Raw genomic sequence first — 22866 nt, forward strand, 5'->3', positions numbered from 1 at the left:
GGCGCAGTGTCTCCGCCGACCCGATCCACCGGTGATCCGGTAGTCCACTACACCGCCGAGACGTTCACGCCCGCCGAGCAGGACATCCTGCGGCGGTATGTGACGAACCTGCGACAGCCGGTCTTTGCACTCGTGAACCTGCCTGAAGTGGTCAAGGGGGCACTGTTCGCCCGCTACTCCAGGACGCACAAGAGCCTGCGACGGCTGCTGCTGGACGAATTCGTGGACGATCTGGATATCTCCGGCGATGAGACCATCGACGCCACGGTGGGCGTCGCCCGCGCCGAGCAGCTGTACCAGCGCGTGTTCGTGGAATACGGCGACGACTCGGTGGCGCAGCTCGGAGCCGTGCACCTTGCATGCGAGCAGGCCTCCAACCTGCTCACCAAGATCCTCGAACGAGGGCGGCTGATGTCGTACCTCGAACAGTCCACCCGCTACCTCGCTTACGACGAGCGAGTCCAAGGGCGGTACCGGTACCACCGGCCGCCCGAGGTGATGGGCTCGCGTGCGGGGACACGATTCGTCGGCGACGTGGACCGCATGTTCGACTCCTACGGCGACCTGGTCCGCCGCATGACGGCCTGGCTGACCGAGCATCCCGATGCGGCGGCCGGTGCCGCCAAGGGCAGCACCTCGTCAACTGTCACCGCCAAGGCCGGTGACCTGGCCCGCCGTCGGGCGATCCGGGCCCAGGCGTTCGACACAGCCCGGGGGCTGTTGCCGGCGGCCAGCCTGTCCAACGTCGGCATCTTCGGCAGCGGGCAGGCCTACGAAGCGCTCCTGCTGCGGATGCGGTCGCACCCGCTGCCCGAGGCACGCAGCTACGTCCAGATGATGCTGACCGAGCTGCGCAAGGTCATCCCGTCGTTCCTGCGGCGTGTTGATCAGCCCGACCGGGGCATCGTGTGGTCGGACTACCTCGAGGCCAACCGAGTCGCGATGTCCGAATTTGCCGCGGACCTCTTCGCCGAGGACGAACCGGAGCCGGTGCCCGAGGTCCAGCTGACCGACTGGGATCCCTCCGGCGAGGACAAGATGCTGGCGGCCATGCTGTACCCCTACACGTCGCTGGGAGAACCGCAGATCGCTGCCCGTGTGGCCCAGATGACCGAAGCCGAGCGCATGGAGCTGGTGCAGCGATACTGCGGCGAGCGGACGAACCGGCGCCACCGACCAGGCCGGGCGCTCGAACGCCTCGACTACCGGTTCGATGTGCTCGCCGACTACGGCAGCTTCCGCGACCTGCAGCGGCACCGCCTGCTCACCATCGAATGGCAGCCGCTGAGCCCACAGCATGGGTACTCCGTGCCGGCGCTCGTGGATGCGGCCGGCGGGGGAGAGGCCTACGACGAGGTGATGGAGCTGTCAGCCGAGCTGTACGACACGCTCGCAGAAGCGGTCGGAACTCTCGAGGCGTCCTACGCCGTGTCGATGGCCTACCGCGTGCGCTACAGCATGCAGTTCAACGCCCGTGAGGCCATGCACATGATCGAGCTGCGATCGCAGCCGCAAGGGCATGAGGACTACCGGCGGGTCGTAACCGAGATGTATCGCCAGATTGCCGAGACCGCAGGGCACCGGGCGGTGGCTGCGATGCTGACGCACGTAGATCTGTCCGAGGGCATCCTGGGGCGCTTGGGCGCAGAGGAAGCCACGGCACGACGGCAATCTGCCGAACCTGCCTGACGGTCGAGCCCCGGGGATCTCGCCTGATGGAATGCTCCGCATGGACGTAGTGGCCCGCCCTGCCGACCGTGAGCACGTGGGAGTGCTCGCGCAGATGGCGGCCGACGCCGTGGCCGAGCAGGTTGATGCGCGCGGCGGTTGGGTCTGGTCGCGCCGGGAGGTGCGAACGAGGCCGTTCGAGGAGAGCTTCGCCGAGGCCCTCGAGCACCCTGACAGCGCCGTGTGGATCGGAGAGATCGACGGCACGCCGGTCGGCTACGCCGTTGCCGCCGTCGAGCCGTTGCAGACCGGAGAGATGCTGGGGCGCGTGGCCGACCTGTATGTCGCTCCCGGTGCCCGCGAGGTCAGCGTCGGGGAGGCGCTGATCGGAGAGGTGCTGCAGTGGTGCACTGAGCGGGGCTGCGTGGGCGTCGACTCGCTGGCGCTGCCGGGCAACCGTGCCACCAAGAACTTCTTCGAGACGTTCGGATTCACTGCACGTCTGCTGGTGCTGCACCGCAAGCTGGCGCCTGGCGCTGAGTCTCCAAGCGAGCCGACTCCCGAATCGCCGTGAGCGAGCCGGTTCCTGAAGTTTGCGTCGGCGGAGTTGCGGTGCGTGGCCGCTCCGTGCTGCTGGTGCGCCGTGGCCGCCCGCCGGCTGAGGGACTGTGGGCGTTCCCAGGGGGGCGTGTCGAGCCCGGGGAGTGTCTGAGCGACGCCGTCGAGCGCGAACTGGCCGAAGAAACCGGGCTCGTGGTGCGGTGCGGCGAACTCGTCGGCGTGACCGAGCACATCAGCGAGCAGTTGCATTTCGTGATCCTGGATTACGCCGTGGAGTGCCCAGCCGATGCGACACCGGTCGCCGGCGACGACGCGGCCGATGCCCGTTTCGTGGAATTCGACGAGATCAGGGCGGGTGCGCTCCCGCTCTCACGCGGGATGCGTGACTTCCTCGACCGCCACGTCTTCGGCGACTGAATCTTCGACAGCGTCTTCGGTGGGGGCTTCGGTATCGCTGCTGTCCTCGGATGGCGCAGCTTGCCCGGTCTTGGATCTGCGAGAGCGGCCGCGCCGCGGCTGTTTGCGCTGGCTTGCCTCGGTCGGGTCGATACCGAGAGCGGTTGCCACCTCGGGCAGGCGAGACGCCACCTTGCGCACGGCTTCGAGGAGCTCCTCTGTCGGCTGCTCCGGGATAGCAGGCAGCACCACATAGGGCCGCACCGGCGAGTACGCCACTGCTTCGAGCACGACGGCGATCCGGTGCTGGGAAGCTCCGGTGCCCAGCGCGGCGTTGGCCTGGGACGTCAGTTCCTGAGCGATCTCGGGCGGAAGCGGTGCTCCCGCCTTGGGCGGGCGGGAGCTCAGGCGCAGCGCTCGCACGACGCGTCCTTCGGTCAGCGTGGTCCGCAGCTCGTCGTGCCACTCACGCTGACTGCGCTCGACACGTTCGTTGAGCCCCTCCCGGATCTTCTCGGCCAGCTCCCGGGCCTCTGCGTCGCGGGCATGGTCTTCGGCGGCCACGAGGACAGAGCGAAGGTCGCGCAGGTCGACTCGTTCGATGCCGGCGATGGCGGCATCGGCGCGGTCGCGCCACTCGGCGATCTGCACTGGACCGATCAGCGACTCCGCGAGCTGCAGCACACCCTCAGCCGGCACTTCGGGCGCACCCTCGGCAGCCGCCTTGCGGTTCTGCTCGGTGATCCCGGCACGCACTGCAGCCAGGCCGCCGCGTACCACCTGTTCCGCCACGACTTGCTGCTCAGCCGGCAGCGAGGCGATGAGCGCATCGCGGTGCTTGCGACTAGGGCGGAGCTTGCGCGCCTTGGGGCGCGGGGGGCGTTCGGGGGTATCGGGCTTTTTCTGGGCCTCGGCGTCTCGCGCTTGCCGCTTGCCGCCGCCGTCACGTCTGCGACGACCGTCGCCCTCGCGTCGCTTGCGCTGCTGGGGCTTGTCACCGCTCGAGTCGGCGGCGCCGTCGCGGCTCCGACGATCTCCGTGGCGCTTGCGCTGGGAACCTCGTGAGTCTCGTTCGCCGCTTCGGCGACGTCCTCGCTCGCCTTCGCCGGTGCGCTTACGGCTGTCACGACTGCGGCTCACGCGGGCGGTGGTGGTCCCTGCACCACGGTCAGGGGGGCCGATCATCTCGATGCGTTCCGCGGGGGGCTTGCCGCTGCGGGCCTTGGGCGGGAGCACCTCGGTGACGAAGATGCCGTCGACCTCGAACTCAGCGTCGACGCGCAGGACATCGCCCGCAGCAGCGCCCTTCGGCAGCAATTCACCGTCCAGCACGCCTTTGGGCTGCTTCGCGCCTGCAGCGCGCCACGTCCACGAGCCGTCGTCACGCCGGCTCGTCAACTCGACTTCGAGGCGACGGCTCACGGCGCCTTCACCAACACTCGCGGGAGGTTAGTGGCGTGCCTCCGGTTTGGCGGCACTGGATCACGCAGCGCCGCAGGTGCTCTTGAGCCCGATCGGAGGCCTGCGAGAAAATTCCTCGGAGGGGGACGGTAATCGTCGTACCCTCGAAAGCAGCCACCGGGTGTCCCGCGTTACAGCGATTCACCTAGGCATTGGTGGCGCGCTCACGCACGCCTATAGCTCTACGACACCACCAGTCCCTGAAAGGGCCTCCGACGATGGCCGGACCGACCGCACCGACGACGATCGCACGCGAGATCCACGAGGTCGACGTCGCTGATGAGATGCGTGATTCGTTCATGCCCTACGCGCTGTCGGTCACGACGGCCCGGGCGATTCCCGACGTTCGTGACGGCCTCAAGCCGGTGCAACGGCGGATTCTCTATGTGATGGACGACCTGGGCCTGCGGCCCGGCACGCCGTTCCGCAAGTCGGCTGGGGTCGTGGGCGAGGTGATGGGCAAATACCACCCCCATGGCGACGGCGCCATCTACGAGGCGATGGTGCGCATGGGCCAGGACTTCGCTATGTCGGTGCCGCTGGTCGAGCCGAAGGGCAACTTCGGCAGCCTTGACGACCCACCGGCCGCCTACCGCTACACCGAGGCTCGGCTGAGTCCGGCCGCGATGACGATGGTGACTGGTATCGACGAGAACACCGTCGATCTGGTGCCGAACTTCGACGGCGAACGGACCGAGCCGGCGTGCCTGCCGGCGTTGCTGCCGAACCTGCTGGTCAACGGAGCGAGCGGCATCGCAGTGGGCATGGCCACCAACATGGCGCCGCACAACCTGTCCGAGATCTGCGCCGCCCTGAGGCTGGTGCTGCGCCAGCGCCGTCCCAAGCCCACGATCGCCGAGCTCATGGCCCACGTGCCCGGACCCGACTTTCCTGCCGGCGGGGTCGTCATCGTCGATGATGCGCTCGCAGAGGCCTACGAGACCGGCCGCGGCACCATTCGCATCCGGGCGAAGGCCCACATCGAGCCGCTGACTGCCCGCCGCGACGGCATCGTGGTGACCGAGTTGCCCCACATGGTCGGTCCCGAACGGGTGCAAGCCAAGATTCGTGAGCTGGTGGCCAGCGGGCGCCTCGACGGCGTGGCCGCGGTGAACGATCTCTCGGATCGCAACCACGGGTTGCGGCTGGTGATCGAGTGCAAGCCGGGCGTGAATGCCCACGCCGTGCTGGAGAGCCTGTGGAGCCTGACGCCGCTCGAGGACACATTCGGCATCAACAACGTGGCCTTGGTGGACGGGGTGCCCCGCCAGCTCGGCCTGCTGGCGCTGTGTGAGCACTACATCGCTCACCGGCTCGACGTGATCGTCCGGCGCACCCAGTACCGGCTGGACCGGGCGACCGAGCGGGAGCACATCCTGGCGGGCCTGCTGGTTGCGCTCGACGACATCGATGAGGTCATCGCGATCATCCGGGGAGCAGCCGACGTGGCGGCCGCACGGACTGAGCTCATGGCGCGCCTGGACCTCACCGAGATCCAGGCCAACCACATCTTGGACATGCAGCTGCGGCGGCTGACCGCCCTCGAGACGCAACGCCTGCGCGACGAACTCGCCGAGGTCCGCGAGGCCATAGACGGCTACCGCAAGATCCTGGCGTCGGACGCACGGCGCAGGACGATCGTGGAGCGTGAGCTGGACGAGCTAGTGGAGCAGTTCGCGGTGCCGCGCCGCACCCAGATCAGCCATCGCGACGAGATGGTGAGCGCTGCGCCAGCGGTGGGGGAGGGGAGCGCGGAAGGAACCCTCGATCTCGAACGCGACATCGTCGGTGACGAGCGGACCAGTCTCGTGACGCTGTCCACGTCGGGCCTGCTGGGCCGCCGGCACGAGGAGGATCCCCTGAGCGCCAAGCCAGGTCGCCACGACGTTCTCCTGGCGACGGCGACCTCCTCGGACTTCGACGTGGTGCACCTGGTGACCGACCGAGGCAGGGTGCTGCGCACCGAAGTGCGGTCGGTTCCCGAAATGCTGCGGGGGAGTCGTGGCGCACCCGTGCGCGAGATGTTCTCGCTGGCGCGTGGCGAGCAGCCGGTGGCGCTCTTCGGCCACGCTGGCGCACCGATCGCTCTGGTGACGCGCGCCGGCATCGCGAAGCGTCTCGATGCTGGGTCGCTCATCTCAGTGCGCAGCGGGAACACCGTCATCTCGCTCGGCGACGGCGATCGGGTCGTTGCTGCCTTCGAAGCTTCCGACGGTTCGGAGGTGGCGCTGGTGTCCACGACGGGTCACGTGCTTCGGTTCGGGGCAGAGGCGCTCACCGTGCGAGGTCACGGCGCAGCCGGTGTCGCTGGCATCAAGCTGCGAGCTGGCAGCACCGTCGTGGCAGCTGGATCAGTTTCCTTCGGGGCCGTGGTGGTGCTGGTGACCGACGAAGGCGCGATGAAGGTCACCGAGATCTCCGACATTCCCTCACGAGGACGGGGAACCGCCGGTTCGCCGACAGTGAAGCTGGCTGGCTTCGAGACGCAGGTTGCCTACGGATGGGTGGGTCTCAACCGGCAGATCGCCGCGATCGTGGCACCCCACGACGACATCGGGTCACCAGACCCGATACCGCAGCGGCCCGAACTCGCTCCGACCCGGCGCAACGGGCAGGCCAAGCACATCGCCGAGCGCATCCTTGCGCTGGGGGAGTACCGGTTCTGATGGCACCATCATCACCGTCGATCACCAGCAGGGCCCGCACACCGAAGATGTCCGAGAAGATGCCCGACTACGACGCGAGTGCTATTGAAGTCCTCGAAGGACTCGAAGCGGTCCGCAAGCGCCCCGGCATGTACATCGGCGGCACCGGCTCGGGCGGGTTGACACACCTGCTGTGGGAAATGATCGACAACGCCGTCGACGAGGCCGCTGCAGGCCACGGCAAGCTGATCGAGATCACGCTGCATGACGATGGTTCCTACGAGGTCATCGACCGCGGCCGCGGCATCCCGATCGACATCAAGCACGACAACATCACCGCTGTCGAGGTGGTGTTCACCGAGCTGCACGCCGGCGGCAAGTTCGGCAACGGGGCCTACGGAGCCTCCGGCGGGCTGCACGGCGTGGGCGCCTCGGTGGTGAACGCGCTGTCCAGCCGCATGGAGGTGGATGTGAACCGCAAGGGCGCTACGCACCGCCTGGAGTTCAAAGACCGCATCGCTGGCCACACCGACAGCGCCGGCCGCTTCCGAGCGAGCCATAAGCTCAAGCGGGTCGGCCGGGTGTCGGCTGGGCGCACGGGAACGCGGGTGCGGTTCTGGCCCGACGCGGGGATCTTCGACCCCGCCGCCACGGTGGACTTCGACGAGGTACGCGAGCGCATCGAACAGGTCTGCTTCCTTGTGCCCAAGGTCAAGATCAGCATCGCCGATCGCCGCCGAGACCCAGCCGTCGTCGAACAGATTGTGTCCAGCGGGGGTCTGGGCGATTTCGTCGACAAGCTCTCAGGTGACAACGAACCGGTGACCGGGCTGATCCGCCTGACCGGCTCGGAGTCCTTCACCGAGCGGGTTCCGGTGGACGGCAAGCTCACCGACGTCGAACGTCAGTGCGACGTCGAGATCGCCATGCGCTGGACTCGCTCGTACGACACTCGCATCGTCGGCTTCGTGAACACGATCCCGACGCCGGAGGGCGGCACGCACATCGCCGGATTCGAACGGGCGCTCACCGCCTCGGTGAACACCGCGCTGAGCGAGGCCGATCCCCGCAAGCTGCGGCGTCTCAAGGACGATGCCCGGGCGCAGCGAGAAGATGCCCAGGAGGGCTTGATCGCGGTAGTGCGGGCAACCTTTGCCGAGCCGCAGTTCCGTGGCCAGACCAAACGGGAACTCGGCACCCCGCAGGTGCAGCGGATCGTGGCCAACGTGGTGCGGGAGGGCCTGCGCGCCTGGTTCGACGGCAGCGCACCCGGTTCGCGCAAGGTGCACGTGCGAGCGCTGATCGACAAGCTGGCAGACGCCGTGCTGAACCGGGTGGAGTCGCGGCGGGCGCTCGACCAGCGACGCAAGGCAGCCGCACTGGGCAGCAACGGCATGCCCGACAAACTGGCCGACTGCCGGCTGCATCCCGACGGGGAACTGCTGATCGTCGAGGGAGACTCCGCGGCGGGACCGGCGAAGCGTGCCCGTGACAGCGCCTGGCAGGCGGTGCTGCCGCTGCGGGGCAAGGTGGTGAATGCTGGCAAGGGCACGCTGCGTGCTGTGCTCGACAACGCGGAGGCGACAGCGCTATTCACCGCGCTGGGGGCCGGCTCGGGGCCGGACTTCGACGCCGACGGCTGCCGCTACGAGCGCGTGGTGCTGCTGGCCGACGCCGACGTCGACGGCAGCCACATTCGCTGTCTGGTGCTCACCCTCATGTACCACTACATGCGCCCGCTGCTGGAAGCGGGACGCGTGTACGCGGCCCAGCCGCCCACTCACGCCTTCACGATCGGGCAGGAGAAACGGTTCGTGTACTCAGAAGCGGAACGGGATGCACTGATGGCCGAGTTGGACACCGCGGGCCGGCGTTACCGGCTGACACGATTCAAGGGCCTCGGCGAGATGGACGACGACGAGCTGTTCGAGACCACGCTCAACCCCGAGACACGAGTGCTGCGCAAGATCACCCTCGGCGAAGCCCGCGCATCCCAGGAACAGGCCAAAAGGGCGTTCTCGGTGATGATGGGCGCCGCTGTCGAGCCGCGCCGCGAGTTCATCGTGAAGCACAGCAGCGACTACGGCCAGGCACTCGACATCTGAAACGCCCTGTCACGAGCGCCGAGGCCGGGTCCATTTCTGGGGCTATCGGACCGGTTTCGGAACGCCGATAATAGACATTATGTCAAGTTATGCAACTTGGCCATGCCCGCACGGAGAGGCTGGGCTCCGGTTCCGTTGCCGGGATGCAGGCTGCTAGCCCGTGGTCGGCGACGGACCCGGTGCGTCTGCGGCGGCTTCGCAGGCTGGTGAGGCCCGGCTGCTGTCGTCAAAGCACCAGGGTTGCCATCCCCGGATAGCCCACATGTCGTACGCAACCTGGAGGTTGATCTCCGGTTGCAGCCATGGATCGCATGGAGAAGACGGTCGACGACCTGTACGTCGCCCTTCCTCCTTGGCATGGAAGCACCACTGCGCGGCGGGTGTAGCCGTGGTGATGCCGTCGCAGCGCAGTTCCGGCGCATTGATGTCGTCGGGCAGACGGGCAACCTCGGGAAGTCGATCGATGCCTTTGCCGGCCCAGCAGGTGGCGTTGAGCTGGAGGAGGCCCCAGTCGTTGGTCACAGACACCAGGCGTTCGGTGCAGCGCGATTCTCGCCACATCAACGCGAGGACTACGTCGGGGTCCCAATCCCCCATTTCTTGAACCTGAGATCGGTAGCGGTCACATGCCAACGACACTCCTGGCGCAACCGTGCGGCGGAAGTGCTGGCTCGGTTCGACGAGTTCATATGCGGTCGCGATGGGCGAGGCGGGCAGATTCGGATGCTCGACGACTGCGTTGTCTTCCACTCCCTCCCTGCGTGGCGATGCCAGCTCGGAACTGGTTTCGATGATGACCGGCGGTGCTGTCAGCGGGCTGCGTAGGGCCGTCGAGACCGAATCTGCTGATGACAGCGTCGAGCGTTGCGCGGATGGGCTCGCCGGGGGCGACGTGGTGCCCATCTCCGGTGAGCTGGCGGCAGCCAAGATCAATGCACCGGTGGCGACGGCCGACACACAGACCGTGGCCGCGGCGATGCGTTTGAGATGTTGTGAGAGAGGGGACATTGCCTTGGGGGGGTCGGCAAACGAGGCGGGAGCCTATGGCTTGACACTCGCTGAGAGCTGTCAGCGTCCCGGCAGGCCTGGAGCGGGACGGGTAGCGTGATGAGACGGTTGCTCGGGCGCCTGGCCCGGGTGCAACCGGCGCGATCAGATCACGCCGAGCAGTACGGGGGCATGCCATGAGCGCTGAGTTCGACATTCACATCAAGGGCGGAACGGTCGTCGACGGCACACGGGTGCCTCGCTACAAGGGCGATGTCTGGATACGCGATGGCAAGGTCGCCCAGCTCGGCGGCCGCCCGCAGGGCACGGCCGAACGCGAGATCGACGCCACCGGCAAGATCGTGGCGCCCGGCTTTGTTGACCTGCACACCCACTACGACGCCCAGATTCGCTGGGATCCGTGGTGCACCATCTCGGGCTACCACGGGGTGACCTCGGTGGTGCTCGGCAACTGCGGGTTCGGCTTCGCCCCCGTCAAGCCCGAGTTCCGCGACCGTTCCATGCTCACCATGACCCGTACTGAGGCGATCCCGTATGAGTCGATGCGGCTGGGCATGGACTGGGACTGGGAGACCATCCCCGAATATCTCGACTCGCTGGAACGTGCCCCCAAGGGCGTCAACGTCATCCAGTACATGCCCACGGCGTCGCTCATGACCTACGTCATGGGCCTCGACAAGGCCAAGGCGGGCGAACCGGCATCCGAAGCTGAGCGCAAGGAGATGGCCCGCCTCCTGCACGAAGGCATGGACGCGGGTCTCTGCGGATTCTCCATCCAACGCCTCGGCCCTGACAGCGTGCAGGCCGACTTCGACGGCTCCCCCATGGTGACCGACATCATGTGCGACGAGGACATTCTCAACTTGGCCCGTGTGCTGGCTGAGCGGGACGAGGGCTTCATCCAGATCACCCAAGGCACCGGCGACATCCGGGCCGACATCAAGTTCCTCGAAGTGCTGGCCGGCACCGCTCGCAGGCCAATCCTGCACAACGTGGTTGCGCCCGCACGCAAGGATCCCGAAGTGCATCGCCGGCCGCTGCGCTGGATCGACAAGTGCTGGAACCAGGAGCTGCCGATCTACGCACAGTGCGGCACCGGCCGCGCTGGCTTCGCCTTCACGCTCGAGCACTGGAACCTCTACGACGCCTCCCCCGCCTGGCGTGCGGTCACCACGGGCTCGAAGGAGGAGAAGATCGAAAAGATGTCCGATCCGGAGCTGCGCAAGGCGCTCGTGGACGAAGCCGAGGAAGCCGACCGCCGGCTGCAGGTCATCCAAGCAGGCGTGGGCGGCAACCCCAAGGGCCTGGTCGTCCAGGGCGTCAACCGCCAGGCCGACATGCAGCAGTACGTCGGCCGTTCGGTCGGTGATCTGGCCGAAGAACAAGGCAAGCACCCCGTCGAGGTCATGCTGGATCTGTCGCTGCAGGGCGATCTCAACGTGGAGTTCTTGGGCCCCGACAAGGGCTCGAACGCCGAGTTCATGGGCGAGATGATGCAGTCGCCGTACGCCATCCCCGGTGTCTCCGACGGCGGCGCGCACACCAAGTTCTTCAGCGGCGGCTCCTACACCACCGACTTCCTGACGTGGCTGGTGCGCGACGAAGGCACCGTGACTCTGGAGGAAGCGCACTACAGGCTCTCGGCGCTGGCCGCCCATGCTGCCGGCTTCAAGGACCGGGGCACGCTGCGCGAGGGCGCCGCCGCCGACGTTGTGGTCTACGACATGGAAGAGCTCGAGATCGACCCGCCGTGGATCGGCAACGTCGAGCACGACCTTCCAGGCGGCGAGTGGCGCCGGGTCCAGCGGGCCAAGGGCTACGACCAGATCATCGTCAACGGCGAGGTCACCTTCGAGTCCGGCGAATGCACCGGCGCAACCCCCGGCCGGCTGCTGCGTCACGGCCGCGGCTGAGCGGCCCGCAAGACACAGCACGGCTGAATTGGAGACACCCGCATGACCATCACTCCTGAGACCTACGACGGCCCCACCGAGGTCGACTTCCACTTCGACGTGATGTGCCCCTGGGCATACCAGACGTCCATCTGGATGCGCGACGTCCGCGACCAGTTGGGGCTGACGGTGAACTGGAAGTTCTTCAGCCTCGAAGAGGTGAACCTGCGCGAGGGCAAGAAGCATCCCTGGGAGCGCGACTGGAGTTACGGCTGGTCGATGATGCGCATTGGGGCGATCCTGCGGCGAGAGTCGATGGATCTGCTCGACCAGTGGTATGCGGTGTCGGGCGAGGCGCTCCATGTCGACGGCAACCGTCCCCACAATCCCGACGTGGCCCGTCATCTGCTCGAACAGATCGGCGCCGATCCCGGCATTGTCGACCTCTCGATCGACGACCAGAGCACCCATGACGAGATCAAGGCCGAGCACCAGCGGGTCATCGACTCAGGCGGCTTCGGCGTGCCCACGCTGTACTTCGGCGACACGGCGATCTTCGGACCGGTGCTGCTCGACCCGCCCACTGGCGACGCAGCGCTGCGCATGTGGGACCTGGTGCTGGGCTGGCTGGAGTTCCCGCACCTGTACGAGATCCAGCACATGCCGCGCGACGAGAAGAAGATCTTCGACACCTTCAGGCCGTACCTCGAGGCACGCGACTGGGTGAGCATCAACCGCGGCAAGGAAGTCGGCTTCGAGCCTGCGGCAGCGGACTGATTAATGGACCCTGCACGGCACAGCGATGTCGTGGTGCTGGGCGCCGGGGTGTCGGGCATCTACCAGATCAAGCGGCTCGTCGACCTCGGCATCGATGCTGTCGTCCTCGAGGGCGACGATGATCTCGGCGGCACGTGGTACCGCAATCGCTACCCGGGTTGCCGGTTCGACTCGGAGAGTTACACGTACGGGTACTCCTTCTCGAAGGAGGTGCTCGACGAGTGGCACTGGAAGGAGCGCTTCTCGTCCCAGCCGGAGAATTTGCGCTACCTGAACTTCGTGGTCGACAAGTTCGACCTCCGTCGCCATATGCGCTTCGGTTCCAGAGTCGAGCGGATGGCGTGGGACGACAGTGCACGGCAGTGGCATCTGCGGCTCAGCGACGGCGGTTCGCATACGGCGCGCTTTGTCATCACCAGCCTCGGCCCCCTATCGGCACCGACATTGCCGAGCTATGACGGCATGGACGCATTCGAGGGCGAGGCGTTTCACACCTTCTTCTGGCCTACCGAGCCGGTTGCGCTGGAGGGGCGACGGGTCGGCGTCATCGGCACCGGGGCGACGGGCATCCAGGTGATCGCCGAGATCGCTGACAAGGCTGCGGAGCTCAAGGTGTTCCAGCGCCGGCCCAACTGGAGCACTCCGCTCAACAACTCCCCCATCTCCGACGCCGAGATGGACGAGATCCGGGGGCGCTACGACGAGATCTTCGCCAACTGCGCAGCCTCTCCTGGCGGCTTCGAGCATGTGCCACGGTGGGGGTTTTGGGACATGACGGCGGCCGAGCGCCGCGCCTTTTGGGATGAGCTCTATTCGCAGTCCGGCTTCGCCATCCTGGCCGCGAATTTCGCGGAGATCTTCTTCGACGAGACGGCGAACCGGGAATTGTCCGACTACATCGCAGACCGCATTCGCGGCCGGGTCGACGACCCCGCCGTGGCCGAGAAGCTGATCCCGACAGACCACGGCTTCGGGCTCCAGCGCCTGCCGCTGGAAACCCGCTATTTCGAGGCCTACAACCGACCCAACGTGGAGTTGGTGGATCTGCGAGAAACGCCGATCGAGCACTTTACTTCGACGGGCATTCAGACCAGCGGCGCCCACTACGACCTCGATCTGATCGTCTATGCCACCGGGTTCGATGCCATCACCGGAGCGTATGACCGCGTGGAGATTCTCGGCGTCGACGGCACCTCGCTGGCCGAGCGCTGGCGGGACGGACCGAGCACGTACTTGGGCGTGCTGTCGCACGGGTTCCCCAACCTGTTCATGGTGGCCGGACCTCAGAGCGTGTCAGGGTCGACGAACTTCCCCCGGGCGATCGAGACGGGAGTGGATTGGATTACCGATTTGGTGGCCTATGCATTCGAGAACGGCCACAGCAGGGTCGAGGCCGAGCTCGGGGCCGAGCTGGAATGGGTGAACGAGGTAATCCGTGCCCATGAGCGGATGCTGTTCCGTCGCAGCAAGGGCTGGTTCACCGGCTACAACTCCAACGTCGCCGGCCACCAAGAGGGCAGCGTCCGCTATCAAGCCTATTTCGGCGGAGCGCCGCGCTACCGGGCCAAGGTCGACGCGATCGCCGCTGACGGCTACGAGGGCATCCAGCTCGGGTGACGCCGACCGGGTCCGTGCACATCGAGGTGCAGCGGACCGGCCGTCTCGACAGCGCTCAGGACGCCGTGAACTCCTCGTCGTCTGAAGCGAGCAGGCCGCCCGCTGCCGCCAGTGCCCCGGCCATCGCAACGGCGCGCTGATAGACCGCTTCGAAGTAGTGCTCCGCGGCTGCCTCGCGTCCCGCCAGCGGCGGTTTGCCGAGCGAGCGCACGGTCGATGTCGGATCCGTCGTGACCGAGACACGGCGCGTCTCAGTGAGCATGTCGGGTTGCTGCACCGGTCCGGCATAGCCCGATGCGTCTGCAGTTCCATCGGCGGCTGTATCAGGCTGTTCTGGCGTCGCCCCCGCCGCGCCATGCCAGAACGCTGCGCTCGCCGCGGCGGCTTGCCGCTGCTGGACCTCAGCCCCGTCGATACGGCGGGTACGCGACGTCTTGCGGCGACGGCGATTGCTCATGACCCACCCGCGCCTGCAGGCACCAGGTCTGCCACCGGGGGCGTGCTGGTGTCGATCCCGTTGGAATCGTCGGCGAGGAGCGCGTCAGGATCGATGCCCAAGGCGTGCCGGAGCTGCTCGGCGTCGAGATCGCCGATGGAACTGGACTTCGGCAGCACCATGTCGGCGATGCGCCGTTTGCCGGCCACGACCTCCTCCACCCGTTCATCCACTGTGCCCGGACAGACCAGGCGATGGCAGATGACTGTACGGGTCTGACCGATGCGCCAGGCCCGGTCGCGGGCCTGGTCCTCGACTGCGGGGTTCCACCAGCGGTCGTAGAGCACCACATGGCTCGCTGCGGTCAGGTTCAAGCCCGTGCCGCCTGCCTTGAGCGAGAGCACCATCGCCCCGGGCCCGTCCTCGGACTGGAAGTGGCGCACCATGCGATCGCGGGCAGCGCGACCCAGCCCGCCGTGGTAGCAGTCGATCTGCAGACCGGTCCGCCGTGTCAGATGAGCGGCCAGCCGCTCGCCCCAGGTGGCGAAGTGCGTGAACACCAGCGCCCGCTCCCCCGCCGCGAAGACTGCTTCGAGAATCTCGTGCAGTCGGTCGAGCTTGCCGCTGCGCCCCTCGATCTGCTCGTCGATGTCGTCGGGCCGGTAGTTGAGCGGATGGTTGCAGATCTGCTTGAGGGCGGTGATCGCCGCCAGCACGGCTCCCTTGCGCTTCTCGCCCGCTTGCTCGCTCTCGGCCGTGTCGACGATCAGCTGGTCGAGCACCGCCTGATACAGGCCGATCTGCTCTGGCGTCATTGCGCAATGCGCGAGCTCGTCGATGCGGTCGGGCAGCTCGGCCGCGATTTGCGGCTCTGCCTTGGTACGACGGAACACCAGCACTCCATTGAGCGCATGCAGGGCCGACTCGGCGGCGCCGCGTGCGTCGCCGGGACGCTGCAACTGTGCGATGAACGGTGTCCTGGACCCGACCAGGCCTGGATTGCAGAAGTCCATGATCGCCCAGAGGTCGCCGAGGCCGTTCTCGATCGGGGTGCCGGTCAAGGCAAGGCGGATCCGGGCTGAGAGCCTGCGCAGTTGTTTGGCGGTCTCGCTGGTGTGGTTCTTGATGACCTGCGCCTCATCAACCACGATCCGGTCCCAGGCCACATCTTCGAGGGCGTCGATGTCGCGAACAGCAGTGCCATAGGTGGTGATCACCACATCGATCTGCCCGTTCTCGACCGAGCCGGCGCCGTCGCGCAGGGCCTCGACCAGCTCTGCGGGTTCGCGCCGGGCGGGGCCGTGATGAATGATCGTCGACAGCCCCGGTGTGAAGCGCGCCGCTTCGGCTGCCCAGTTGCTGACGACGGCTGGCGGAGCGATGACCAGGGCGGGGCCTTGGCGCCGGTCTGCAGCAATGCGAGCGAGCACCGTGGGGGTCTTGCCCAGACCCATGTCCAGGGCGAGGCAGCCACCGAGGCCGGCCCCGTCGAGGAATTCCAGCCAGGCCACCGCTTCGGCTTGGTAGTTGCGAAGCTCGCCCACGAAACCCTCGGGGCTGCGCCGTGGCGCGGACGAGATCTCCGACGCAGAGCGCAGCAGGTCGGCCGCCCAGCCGCTGCCGGAGATGGTGATGCCGCCGCGTACCGACGGGCCTTCGAGGCCCAGTACCTGGCGCAGCATCTGCGAACCGGTGAGCGCGGTGACGTCCTCGCGCTCGGCAAGTGCGGCGGCCGCCTCGGCCAGGTCGGCGTGATCCAGCGCAATCCACTGGCCCCGGTCGCGTACCAGCGGCCGTGCTTGGGAGGCCAGCTCATGAATCTGATCTGCGGTCAGCTCCACGTCGCCGAAGACCGCTGTCCAGCTCACGGCCGTGAGCTGCTGCGCTCCTAGGGCGCTGTCGGCGTCCTCGGTAGCGGTGAGCCGGAGCGAGGGCGCCGGGCGCTCCCGGGAGAGGTTCGGGACCTCGACCGTGAATCCCGCGGACTGCAGTGCCGGTCCCGTCACCGACATGAGCTCCCATGCTTCGTCTTGGCTGAGAATCACTTCGCCCCGTCGCTTGCCTCCGGGGCGCATCAGCACTGGCAACAGCCGTTCGAGGCGAGTGAGCTGATCGCGCACTTCGGTGCGATGGGAGCTGACGCCGCTCACCATCGCAACCTCGACGGGCTCGGTCGCGCCTTCGGGGCTGGTGGCGAGCACCTCCATGTGCCACGCCCCGGCGTCGTCGGGCTCGTCCAGCCGAACGACCAGCGACTGCCGGGCGGCGGCAGTCACCGGCCTGGCCCACAGCTCGATGCGTCGGGCCAGATCGGAGCCCTGCGTTGCCGAGCCGACAAAGCGGGTGCCGTCGAGGTATGCCAGGAAGGCCTCTGCCATCTCCGCCCGGCTCCGAGGCTCGGGCGAAGCGGCAGGCACATCGAGCCGTCTTGCGGCACTCGTCACGATGGCGTCGACCATGCCGGACAGGGCCGATTGCACCGTGGTTCGCGCCTCAGATTTGGGTTCGGGTGCGGCCACTGCACCTGGCAGGCAGTCGATGAGCGCTGTCAGCTGATCTGCCGGCGGCGAGGCGGGCTGCCACTGCACCGAGAATTCCGCCGTGTCGGGCCGCTTGCGGTTGCGACGCTTGCGGACTCGGTGGAGCCGCGGCACTGTTCGCCCACCTGCCACCAGTTCCACCGCCGTCCTGGCCGCGGTTCGCAGCCAGAGTGCGCTGGCACCCAGCAAGAGGTCGCCGTTCGGTCCGCTCTCGGCAGTGTCGGGCTGCTCGTTGCCGTGCAGGGACTCGTCGTCGCTGGTTGAATCGCTGTCGGCTGCGACGCCGGGAGAGCTTCCGGATATCGACGACGAGCCGGCCGAGCTGCCGGCCGCCGGACCTTGGAGACCGACCAGCCAGCCCAGGACGTCGCCGACGTCAGCCACCAGTGCCTCGGCGCTCATCCCGCCCGGCAGCTTGATGTTCGGATGGGGGCGCCAGACACTGTCTGGGGCTCCGGTGGCCACCAGGCGATCCATGATCCGATCTGTGGGGTCGGGCTCGGTGCCGGCGCCTGCAGCCCACGCAACGATCCGGCCGGGCTGCCACGACAGCTGCAGTGCGGCCGGTTCGGGCAGCGGACCTGCTGCGGCATCGCCGGTGCCAGGATCCGAGGCTGCGTCATCGGGCGACTCGGTGGCATCGAGGCCCGTCAGGCGCTCGTAGGCGGCGGCAAGCTCGGAGAAGTCGGTTTCGAAGTCTCGCACGACTTGCCGGCGGATCGGCCGGGGCAGCCGGCGGGCTCCTGACAGCGAGGATTCCGTCTGGTCGAGCAGATCCAGCAGAACTCGTTCCCAGCGCATCCGGTCGGTTTCGAGCGCGGTGAGGTCGTCCCTCCCGGCAGTGCCCTGCGCCTCGGCCCAGACGAGACGCGCAATCTGGGACCAGCGCATGGACGCGAGAACAGACGGCGCCGCGCCATTGCGCCCTGTGCCCTCGGGCACTGCGGCAGCACCTGAGGTGTCGCCGTTGCGAGTGACGCCATCGGCAGGCGCGAGCTGCTGAAGCGTCGGCGCGCCCCGGTTCGGGGTATGGGTCGGTGAGTCTTCGTCGCTCATCGCGTCATGCATGGGCACGGGCAGGTGGGCTGCAACGCCTGTCCGGACTGCGCTGGGGGCATGGCCCGAACCGTCGATGCAGGACCTGCTGCGGACACAGTCACCGTGGTCGGCACTGTGGCCCTGGTCCGCTGCCGAGACCGCACGACCGATGCACGGTCGCCGGTGTGCAGTCGCCGGCTACGCCGACTGAGGGTACCGGACACGCATTGCATCGCAACGCGGTTGCTCGCTTACCCTGCGTCTAATGCGATGGTCTGATTCGTTCATCCCGACGCTGCGCGATGCGCCCGGCGACGCCACCGCCGCGAGTCATCAGCTGCTCGTGCGGGCTGGCTTCATCCGCCAGCTGCACTCGGGGCACTACAGCTTGCTGCCGCTCGGACTGCGCGTGCATAACAAGGTCGCCGATGTCGTCAGAGCGGAAATGGATGCCATCGGCGCGCAGGAGTTCCTGCTGCCAGCGATGCACCCGGCCGATCTGTGGCGCCGGAGTGGTCGGTGGAGCGTCATGGGCTCGGAGATGTTCCGCCTGCGCGATCGCAACGATGCCGATGTCGTGCTGGGCATGACGCACGAAGAGGTCTTCGCAACGCTGGCGGCGGAAATGAGCTCGTACCGGGAGCTGCCCCAGACCTGGTACCAGATCCAGACCAAGTTCCGTGACGAACCGCGCCCGCGCAGCGGCCTGCTGCGGGTGCGCGAGTTCATGATGAAGGACTCATACAGCTTCGACATGGACGAGCCAGGCCTCGACGTGTCATTCGAGGCGCACCGCGAGGCTTACCTGCGGATCTTCGGGCGACTCGATCTCGACGTGATGGCCGTACAAGCTTCCTCGGGATCCATGGGCGGCGATGCCAGCGTCGAGTTCATGGTGGAGTCGCCCGCAGGCGAGGACGACGTGGCGCGGTGTCCGAACTGCGGGTACCGGGCGAACATCGAGCGGGCTCGTGCGGCGGTGCCGCCGATCGCTGATCCGCCCCCCACCGGGCCGCCTGAGCGATTCGCGACACCGGGCGTCCGCACCATCGACGCGCTTGCGTCGTTCGAGGGCGGCGCGCCCGCCGATCGGCAGCTCAAGACCATGGTCATGGTCCTCGACGATCAGCTCACGCTGGTGGTCTTGCGAGGCGACCATCAGCTCAACCTGCAGAAGCTGGCTGACTGCAGCGGCGTGACCGATGTGCGTCCTGCCACCGAATCCGAGACGGTGGCGCAGCTCGGCGCCAGTCCCGGAAGCCTGGGAGCGGTCGGTGTCGAAGATCTGCCGATCTATGTCGATGAGGCGCTGCGGGGCCGAACCTCGATGACCACCGGGGCCAATGAAGACGACTGGCACCTGCGTGAAGTGGATGTGGCGCGTGACATCATCGATCCTCGCTGGGCTGATCTACGCGAAGTCGCAGCAGGCGAGGCGTGCGTCGTGTGCGGCGAGCCGCTGGAGATCGTGCGCTGCATCGAGGCCGGTCACATCTTCAAGCTGGGCCGCAAGTACTGCGAGGCGATGGGCGTGTCGGTGCTCGATACGAACGGCGAGGCCCGCACCCCGATTATGGGCAGCTACGGCATCGGCATCGGGCGGGCGATGGCCGCGGTGGCCGAGACCCATCACGACGAGCGCGGCCTGATCTGGCCTGTCGCTGTAGCGCCGTTCGAGGCAGTCATCACCGTGCTCGATCCTGCCGATGAAGCCCAGTCGGCAGCCGGCGAGGGGCTCCAGCGCGAACTGGCGGCGCTCGGGGTCGACTGCCTGTATGACGACCGACCGCTGCGGCCGGGTGTGAAGCTGGCCGACGCGGAGCTCGTCGGCGTGCCCTACCGGCTCACGGTCGGTGCACGCAGCCTCGCGGAGGGCAACGTGGAGCTGACCGAACGCTCGGCCCGCGAGACGCGCCTGCTCGCGGTGGCCGAGGCGGCGGCCTTGACGGCCGGAGAGATCGCCGCTCATCGCCGTTGAAACACGCGGGCAGACGCGGGCGATTTGCCGGACATTTGTGCGCGCCAATGTCGCTGTTCTGGCGGGGTTCGTGGTACCGTACTGCTGTACCGTTCTGCGGCACAGTTCCACTATGCGGAACAGCAATCTGCTGAACAGCACAGCGGGACGACTCGGCCGCAGGACCCATGCTGAATCTTGGACAGTTGACCGGGACGGGGGTGCCCGGCACACGTCATGACCATGGCGAGGGGGCAAGGCATGGCCGATGCGGCAACCGTCGACAGCGCCGATGCTGATGAGGACATCGACCTCTCAGCCCTCGACGACGACGATCTCATCGCACAGATGCATGACGATCTCTATGACGGGCTCGGCCCCGAGATCGTCGAAGGTACTGAGCTGTTGCTCGGGCGCGGCTGGGGGGCCGACAAAGTCCTCAATGAGGCGCTGGTCGAGGCCATGCGCATCGTCGGCATCGACTTTCGCGACGGGATCCTGTTTGTTCCCGAAGTGCTGCTCGCCGCCAATGCCATGAAGGCCGGCATGGAGGTGCTCCGGCCATTGCTCGCCGAGACCGGCGCAGAACCGATCGGCAAGATCGTCATCGGCACCGTCAAGGGCGACATCCATGACATCGGCAAGAACCTGGTGGGGATGATGCTCGAGGGTGCGGGCTTCGAGGTGGTGGACCTGGGGATCAACACCGACGTCGACGAGTTCCTCGGCGCCCTCGCTGAGCATCGCCCCGACATCTTGGGCATGTCAGCGCTGCTGACCACCACCATGCCGTACATGAAGGTGGTCGTCGACACGCTGATCGAGCAGGGCTTGCGCGACGACTACCTCGTCATCGTCGGCGGTGCCCCGCTGAACCAGGAGTTCGGCGAAGCCGTGGGAGCCGATGCCTACTGCCGCGATGCTGCGGTCGCGGCGGAGACCGCCACAGACCTCATCAGGGCCCGGCGCGCTGCCGCTGCGTGAGATGACAGCCACCTCGTCTCCGGAATCCACCGCTCGCCGGCGACGGCGCTCGCGTGCGCGCCGGGTAACCGAGGCTGCAGCGAAACCGGCGGCCGCGCGGCGCGCACCGCGACGGGTTGCCGCCTCAGCAGAGAGCCGATCACGCCGCGTGCTGGTACTCGGCTGCGGTGCACTCGCCAACGAGCTCCAGGCGATTGTCGGCAGCGGAGGCCTCGAACACATCGATGTGGAGTGCCTGCCAGCGAAGCTGCATAACCGTCCTGCGCTCATTGCGCCGGAAGTGCGCGCACGGCTGGACCGGCTCGCACAGCAGGGTCGAACCTACGAACAGATACTCCTCGGCTATGGCGATTGCGGCAGCGCTGGAGCCATCGACGACCTGTGCGCCGAGTTCGAGCGAGCTCATGCGGCAGGCGACGGGCCCTCGATGACCCGAGTGCCCGGCGCGCATTGTTACGAGTTCTTCGCCACGGCCCCGCGATTCGACGAAATGTCCGAAGCCGAACCGGCGACCTTCTACCTGACCGACTATCTGGCCCGTCACTTCGACCTGCTGGTCTGGCAGGGCCTCGGCATTGCCGACCATCCCGAGCTGGCAGAGCTCTACTTCGGCAACTACCGCCGGGTGGTGCTGCTGACCCAAACGCCGGATGGCGCTCAGCGCGCTCGCATTGAGGCTTGCGCTCGCGCCGGGGCCGAACGTCTCGGCCTGCCACTAGAGATCGTCGAGACCGGCTACGGCGATCTCGAGACCACGCTGACCAGCGTCCCTGCGCCAAGACGCAGCACCGTGCCTTCTGAGCTCGCTGCGCCGAAGCGCAGCGACGAGCACCAGGTGCCCGCGTGACCGACACCGTCATCAGCTCTGCCACGCGTGAAGTGGTGATCGGCTTCGGCAGACCGTTCGTGATGATCGGTGAGCGCATCAATCCCACCGGTCGCAAGCTGCTTGCGGAGGAGATGAAGGAGGGTGACTTCAGCCGGGTCGAAGCTGACGCACTGGCACAAGTGACGGCCGGCGCCCACATGCTCGATGTCAATGCCGGCGTGCCGCTCGCCGACGAGCCTGCACTGCTCGCAGCGGCGGTGAAGCTGGTGCAGTCGGTCACCGATGTTCCGCTCAGCATCGACTCGTCGATCATCGAGGCGCTCGAAGCCGGCGTGGACGCCTACGTGGGCAAGCCCCTCATCAACTCCGTGACCGGAGAGCCGGAGGTGATGGAGCGGGTGCTCCCGCTGGTGGCGCGGGCCGGGGCGGCAGTGGTCGCCATCTCCAACGACGAGACCGGCATCAGCGAGGACCCTGACGTCCGCTTCGACGTAGCGAAGCGGATTGTGAGCGCAGCAGCCGACTATGGCATTCCCACAGCAGACGTGGTTGTGGACCCGCTGGTGATGCCCATCGGTGCGATGGCCACAGCAGGACGGCAGGTATTCCATCTTGTGCGCCGGCTGCGTGACGAGCTGGGCGTCAACACCACTTGCGGCGCCTCCAATGTGAGCTTCGGCCTGCCGAACCGGCACGTCATCACCGGCACCTTCTTGGCCATGGCGATCGGTGCTGGGATGACCTCGGCCATCATGAACCCGCTCCATGCCGATGTGAAGGCAGCAGTCATGGCCGGCGACGTCTTGGCAGGCAACGACGAGAACTGTGCGGCGTGGATCTCCGAGCACCGCGACCGCAGCGCAATGGGGGCCGACAGTGCTGCCAGCGCAGGGTCCGGCGAACGTCCCCGCCGACGGGGCGGACGTCGCGCGCGCACTGGTTAGGGGAGCCC

16 protein-coding genes are annotated in these 22866 nt (G+C 67.3%); 12 read left to right on the forward strand and 4 right to left on the reverse strand.

Annotated features, from left to right (window positions below; all coding sequences use genetic code 11):
• Window positions 1-6: 6 nt before the first annotated feature.
• From ACOGXD_RS13845 to ACOGXD_RS13855, 3 genes are read left to right on the forward strand one after another with little or no spacing between them, the layout of a single operon-like run.
• Entirely contained in the window at window positions 7-1689 is a 1683-nt protein-coding gene (locus ACOGXD_RS13845; protein ID WP_419915602.1) for an FAD-dependent thymidylate synthase, read from the forward strand.
• 40 nt (window positions 1690-1729) lie between these two features.
• Window positions 1730-2242 (forward strand): N-acetyltransferase family protein, encoded by a 513-nt coding sequence (locus tag ACOGXD_RS13850; protein WP_419915603.1) that lies wholly within the window; start codon window positions 1730-1732, stop codon window positions 2240-2242.
• Window positions 2243-2280: 38 nt separating this feature from the next.
• Window positions 2281-2646 (forward strand): NUDIX hydrolase, encoded by a 366-nt coding sequence (locus ACOGXD_RS13855; protein WP_419915604.1) that lies wholly within the window; start codon window positions 2281-2283, stop codon window positions 2644-2646.
• On the opposite strand, the gene ACOGXD_RS13860 is transcribed toward ACOGXD_RS13855, so the two are convergent.
• Complete coding sequence (locus tag ACOGXD_RS13860) at window positions 2599-4047, reverse strand: hypothetical protein (protein ID WP_419915605.1); 1449 nt, start codon at window positions 4045-4047, stop codon at window positions 2599-2601. The two genes, ACOGXD_RS13855 and ACOGXD_RS13860, sit on opposite strands and share 48 nt — an antisense overlap.
• 257 nt (window positions 4048-4304) lie before the next feature.
• Here ACOGXD_RS13860 and ACOGXD_RS13865 point away from each other — a divergent pair, with 257 nt between their 5' ends.
• Both ACOGXD_RS13865 and ACOGXD_RS13870 read left to right on the forward strand, forming a co-directional pair.
• A complete protein-coding gene (locus tag ACOGXD_RS13865; protein ID WP_419915606.1) occupies window positions 4305-6752 on the forward strand; it encodes a DNA gyrase/topoisomerase IV subunit A in 2448 nt (815 codons plus the stop codon).
• Window positions 6752-8836, forward strand: a complete 2085-nt coding sequence (locus tag ACOGXD_RS13870; RefSeq protein ID WP_419915607.1) for a DNA gyrase/topoisomerase IV subunit B — start codon at window positions 6752-6754, stop codon at window positions 8834-8836. Before ACOGXD_RS13865 ends, ACOGXD_RS13870 begins: the two co-directional genes overlap by 1 nt.
• A gap of 153 nt (window positions 8837-8989) precedes the next feature.
• Here ACOGXD_RS13870 and ACOGXD_RS13875 read toward each other — a convergent pair whose 3' ends face one another.
• Window positions 8990-9844, reverse strand: coding sequence for a hypothetical protein (locus tag ACOGXD_RS13875; protein ID WP_419915608.1), 855 nt, complete (start codon window positions 9842-9844; stop codon window positions 8990-8992).
• 176 nt (window positions 9845-10020) lie between these two features.
• On the opposite strand from ACOGXD_RS13875, the gene ACOGXD_RS13880 reads away from it, so the two are divergent.
• The 3 genes from ACOGXD_RS13880 to ACOGXD_RS13890 are packed head-to-tail and all read left to right on the forward strand — an operon-like array spanning window position 10021 to window position 14130.
• Window positions 10021-11757 carry an N-acyl-D-amino-acid deacylase family protein gene (locus ACOGXD_RS13880; protein ID WP_419915609.1) on the forward strand — a complete coding sequence of 579 codons (1737 nt, stop codon included), beginning with the start codon at window positions 10021-10023 and terminating at the stop codon, window positions 11755-11757.
• Between the two features lie 42 nt (window positions 11758-11799).
• On the forward strand, window positions 11800-12513 hold the full coding sequence (locus ACOGXD_RS13885; protein ID WP_419915610.1) for a DsbA family protein: 714 nt from the start codon (window positions 11800-11802) through the stop codon (window positions 12511-12513).
• A 3-nt stretch (window positions 12514-12516) separates the two neighbouring features.
• Window positions 12517-14130: a flavin-containing monooxygenase gene (locus ACOGXD_RS13890; protein ID WP_419915611.1), complete on the forward strand. Its 1614-nt coding sequence runs from the start codon at window positions 12517-12519 to the stop codon at window positions 14128-14130.
• A gap of 55 nt (window positions 14131-14185) precedes the next feature.
• Here the strand turns inward: ACOGXD_RS13890 and ACOGXD_RS13895 are convergent, their stop codons facing one another.
• Both ACOGXD_RS13895 and ACOGXD_RS13900 read right to left on the reverse strand, forming a co-directional pair.
• Entirely contained in the window at window positions 14186-14587 is a 402-nt protein-coding gene (locus tag ACOGXD_RS13895) for a hypothetical protein (RefSeq protein WP_419915612.1), read from the reverse strand.
• On the reverse strand, window positions 14584-18162 hold the full coding sequence (locus ACOGXD_RS13900) for a DEAD/DEAH box helicase (RefSeq protein ID WP_419915613.1): 3579 nt from the start codon (window positions 18160-18162) through the stop codon (window positions 14584-14586). Before ACOGXD_RS13900 ends, ACOGXD_RS13895 begins: the two co-directional genes overlap by 4 nt.
• A gap of 247 nt (window positions 18163-18409) precedes the next feature.
• On the opposite strand from ACOGXD_RS13900, the gene ACOGXD_RS13905 reads away from it, so the two are divergent.
• The 4 genes from ACOGXD_RS13905 to ACOGXD_RS13920 all read left to right on the forward strand — a co-directional run bounded on the left by ACOGXD_RS13905 (window position 18410) and on the right by ACOGXD_RS13920 (window position 22858).
• Window positions 18410-20122 (forward strand): proline--tRNA ligase, encoded by a 1713-nt coding sequence (locus tag ACOGXD_RS13905; RefSeq protein ID WP_419915614.1) that lies wholly within the window; start codon window positions 18410-18412, stop codon window positions 20120-20122.
• Between the two features lie 240 nt (window positions 20123-20362).
• Window positions 20363-21085, forward strand: a complete 723-nt coding sequence (locus ACOGXD_RS13910; protein ID WP_419853464.1) for a corrinoid protein — start codon at window positions 20363-20365, stop codon at window positions 21083-21085.
• 148 nt (window positions 21086-21233) lie between these two features.
• Window positions 21234-21932 carry a DUF1638 domain-containing protein gene (locus ACOGXD_RS13915; RefSeq protein WP_419915615.1) on the forward strand — a complete coding sequence of 233 codons (699 nt, stop codon included), beginning with the start codon at window positions 21234-21236 and terminating at the stop codon, window positions 21930-21932.
• A complete protein-coding gene (locus ACOGXD_RS13920; RefSeq protein ID WP_419915616.1) occupies window positions 21929-22858 on the forward strand; it encodes a dihydropteroate synthase in 930 nt (309 codons plus the stop codon). Before ACOGXD_RS13915 ends, ACOGXD_RS13920 begins: the two co-directional genes overlap by 4 nt.
• Window positions 22859-22866 lie beyond the last annotated feature (8 nt).

The sequence above is a fragment of the Candidatus Poriferisodalis sp. genome (assembly GCF_965204125.1).
Lineage (GTDB): Bacteria > Actinomycetota > Acidimicrobiia > Acidimicrobiales > Poriferisodalaceae > Poriferisodalis.

What these genes read in the sequence shown, in the direction of transcription:
- ACOGXD_RS13910 (WP_419853464.1), top strand. Translation starts at nt 20,363, where the DNA reads ATGGCCGATGCGGCAACCGTCGACAGCGCCGATGCTGATGAGGACATC.
- ACOGXD_RS13875 (WP_419915608.1), bottom strand. Translation starts at nt 9,844, where the DNA reads ATGTCCCCTCTCTCACAACATCTCAAACGCATCGCCGCGGCCACGGTC.
- ACOGXD_RS13850 (WP_419915603.1), top strand. Translation starts at nt 1,730, where the DNA reads ATGGACGTAGTGGCCCGCCCTGCCGACCGTGAGCACGTGGGAGTGCTC.
- ACOGXD_RS13870 (WP_419915607.1), top strand. Translation starts at nt 6,752, where the DNA reads ATGGCACCATCATCACCGTCGATCACCAGCAGGGCCCGCACACCGAAG.
- ACOGXD_RS13885 (WP_419915610.1), top strand. Translation starts at nt 11,800, where the DNA reads ATGACCATCACTCCTGAGACCTACGACGGCCCCACCGAGGTCGACTTC.
- ACOGXD_RS13890 (WP_419915611.1), top strand. Translation starts at nt 12,517, where the DNA reads ATGGACCCTGCACGGCACAGCGATGTCGTGGTGCTGGGCGCCGGGGTG.
- ACOGXD_RS13865 (WP_419915606.1), top strand. Translation starts at nt 4,305, where the DNA reads ATGGCCGGACCGACCGCACCGACGACGATCGCACGCGAGATCCACGAG.
- ACOGXD_RS13880 (WP_419915609.1), top strand. Translation starts at nt 10,021, where the DNA reads ATGAGCGCTGAGTTCGACATTCACATCAAGGGCGGAACGGTCGTCGAC.
- ACOGXD_RS13905 (WP_419915614.1), top strand. Translation starts at nt 18,410, where the DNA reads ATGCGATGGTCTGATTCGTTCATCCCGACGCTGCGCGATGCGCCCGGC.
- ACOGXD_RS13895 (WP_419915612.1), bottom strand. Translation starts at nt 14,587, where the DNA reads ATGAGCAATCGCCGTCGCCGCAAGACGTCGCGTACCCGCCGTATCGAC.
- ACOGXD_RS13900 (WP_419915613.1), bottom strand. Translation starts at nt 18,162, where the DNA reads ATGAGCGACGAAGACTCACCGACCCATACCCCGAACCGGGGCGCGCCG.